At 29.9% G+C, this 1,628-nt stretch carries 3 protein-coding genes; 1 reads left to right on the forward strand and 2 read right to left on the reverse strand.

The window, feature by feature from the left end:
- Positions 1 to 31: 31 nt before the first annotated feature.
- Together HMPREF2603_RS06815 and HMPREF2603_RS06820 are read right to left on the reverse strand one after the other, a co-directional pair.
- A complete protein-coding gene (locus HMPREF2603_RS06815; protein ID WP_060804374.1) occupies positions 32 to 274 on the reverse strand; it encodes a hypothetical protein in 243 nt (80 codons plus the stop codon).
- Positions 274 to 513: a hypothetical protein gene (locus HMPREF2603_RS06820; protein WP_060804375.1), complete on the reverse strand. Its 240-nt coding sequence runs from the start codon at positions 511 to 513 to the stop codon at positions 274 to 276. Before HMPREF2603_RS06820 ends, HMPREF2603_RS06815 begins: the two co-directional genes overlap by 1 nt.
- A 206-nt stretch (positions 514 to 719) precedes the next feature.
- On the opposite strand from HMPREF2603_RS06820, the gene HMPREF2603_RS13015 reads away from it, so the two are divergent.
- The gene (locus tag HMPREF2603_RS13015; protein WP_083297513.1) at positions 720 to 1,433 is read left to right on the forward strand and encodes a DUF4145 domain-containing protein; all 714 of its coding nucleotides are present in this window, start codon (positions 720 to 722) and stop codon (positions 1,431 to 1,433) included.
- Positions 1,434 to 1,628 lie beyond the last annotated feature (195 nt).

Consider the following 1,628-nt stretch of genomic DNA (forward strand, 5'->3'; position numbering starts at 1 on the left):
TGCGTTTTCTGAGAGTAGTTTAATTTGTAGTTTAATCATTGTTTTTGTCCTCCTCATCAATACCAGCTAATTCATACATAATGCTCTCCATACTTCTATCTTTTAAATCTTCAGACATAAATACATTTAAACCACTTAACACTGTTTTTATTGTTTCTTCTTCATGGTCAATGTAAATCTTTAAAGTACCATCTTCTAATTCAAAAATAGCTTTATCTTCTTGAAGTTGAAAACCTTTTTCCTCTAGTTTTTTTAATGCTTCTTTAACTACCATTATTCTTCACGCTCCAAATTGTTAATAATTCTTTTTATTCTTACTACTTGAGCTTTAAACTCATAAGGTTCAATCTCATCAAACCAATTAATTAATTCTTTTATCTCATCAAACGCCTTTGCTTTTTCCAGCACCTCTACATGCTCTCGATAAATATCTTGATGTGTTTGCATGTGTGGGTATTTTTCCGCCAACGCTTTAGCACCTTCTACTTGTTTTTCCATGTATTTGTATTTCATTCCAATTCCTCCTGTTGCGTTCATAATCAGCTCTGTCAGCTAACACAGTAATGCGTGTGGGGCTTGCATCAATCACAAACCCCTTTACACTTTTACTTTGTAACTCTTGTTCCAATTGTTCGACAATTCTCTTGATACATACTACCTATACTTTCTTTTATTATTTTTGTATAATTAAATTTAATAACTAAAGCGAGGTGCTTTACATGGAAAAATCGATTTTAAAATGTTCAAACGAATCCGGTACCAGCTATTTAAATGTCTTATTTTATTATTTAGATAAATGTCCTATTTGCCATAATTACGCTGAACCTAAAGTTTCTCTTCATAGTGCTTTAAATGCAAAATTAGAAAGTAATTTAGTAATTACATTTCAATGCTCTCATCCAAAATGTAAAAGATTTTATTGTTTGGAGTATCAAGTTAATTACCGTTTTGATAACTCGATAGCCGGATACAGAACAGAGTTATTAGAATATCCTGAAATACCAGATATTTATTATCCCTTTCCAAAATCATTGGAAAAAATTTCCCCAAAATTCAAAGAGATTTATTTACAATCCAAGCAAGCTGAAAATAAGAAACTAAATGAAATAGCTGGAGTAGGGTACAGAAAAGCTATTGAGTTTTTGGTTAAAGATTACTTAATATACATGAAAGAAGATGAAAATTTTGATGATATAAAAGCTAAACCACTTGCACAATGTATTAAAAAAATTGATAATAACTCAATAGTGAAACTCGCTAAAGCTATTTCATATCTAGGTAATGATGAAACGCATTATTATCGCAAAATTAAAAACAAGGATATAACTGACATGAAAAAACTAATTCATTCTTTAGGGCATTTTGTTTCAGCTGAATTAAGTGTGTTAGATGCTGATGAAATCATTTCATTATCAACAAATGGATCTAATTGAAAAATTAGATCTCTTTGTTGACTATAATATTGCGTTATTTTTCTGACTGGATTGCCTTTACTACCATCACCTTTAGTTTTAACAATCTTTTTTAATAGAATATTTTTCTCTTCCAATATATATCCCTCTTTATATTCATTCATTTAACGCACCGCCTTTATCATTAAATCATTTTCACATAGGTGCAAGTACCAG

The sequence above is a fragment of the Staphylococcus sp. HMSC055C03 genome, assembly GCF_001809385.1.
GTDB classification, from domain to species: Bacteria; Bacillota; Bacilli; order Staphylococcales; family Staphylococcaceae; genus Staphylococcus; species Staphylococcus simulans.